The 568-nt window shown below is 69.0% G+C and carries 1 protein-coding gene; it reads left to right on the plus strand.

All coding sequences use genetic code 11. The features are described 5' to 3' along the window. Positions 1-244 precede the first annotated feature (244 nt). Positions 245-481 carry a hypothetical protein gene (locus GC101_RS14240; protein ID WP_171717781.1) on the plus strand — a complete coding sequence of 79 codons (237 nt, stop codon included), beginning with the start codon at positions 245-247 and terminating at the stop codon, positions 479-481. Positions 482-568: the final 87 nt, after the last annotated feature.

Raw genomic sequence — 568 nt, forward strand, 5'->3', positions numbered from 1 at the left:
CGGGCCGGTGGCCCCTCGGTGAGTTATCGATCGATGCCCGGCGGCAGCTGGGTACTGGGTTCAACGACATCCAGGTGAGCACCGGCAACAGCTGCAGTAGATCTGCAGCCGGCAGTGTGGCCAATAGGCGCGCGCCGGGCGCACCGGCCTCCGGAAGAACGTCTACCGCAGCGGCTGCGGATCCGCGTGCAGCCGGCGACCAATCACCTGGGCGAGACCGTTACCGGGTCCTGCAGGCGCACCGGTGGGTTCACCGGCATCCAGGAGAGCACCGGGAGTAGCTGCAATAGATCTGCAGCCGGCAGTGTGGCCAACCGGCGCGCCGGGCGCACGGGCCACCGGAAGAACGTCTACCGCAGCAGCTGCGGATCCGCGCGCAGCCGGCGACCAATCACCTGGGCGAGACCGTTACCGGGTCCTGCAGGCGGGCTGGTGGACCCCCGGCGAATTATCGATCGATGCCCCGGCGGTAGCCAGGTAATGGAGCTCACCGGCACCGGCATTAGCTGCGGTAGATCGGCAGCCGGCAGTGTGGCCAACCGGCGCGCACCGGGCGTACCAGCCACCG

It is taken from the genome of Paenibacillus phytohabitans (assembly GCF_013141775.1).
Lineage (GTDB): Bacteria > Bacillota > Bacilli > Paenibacillales > Paenibacillaceae > Paenibacillus_AQ > Paenibacillus_AQ phytohabitans.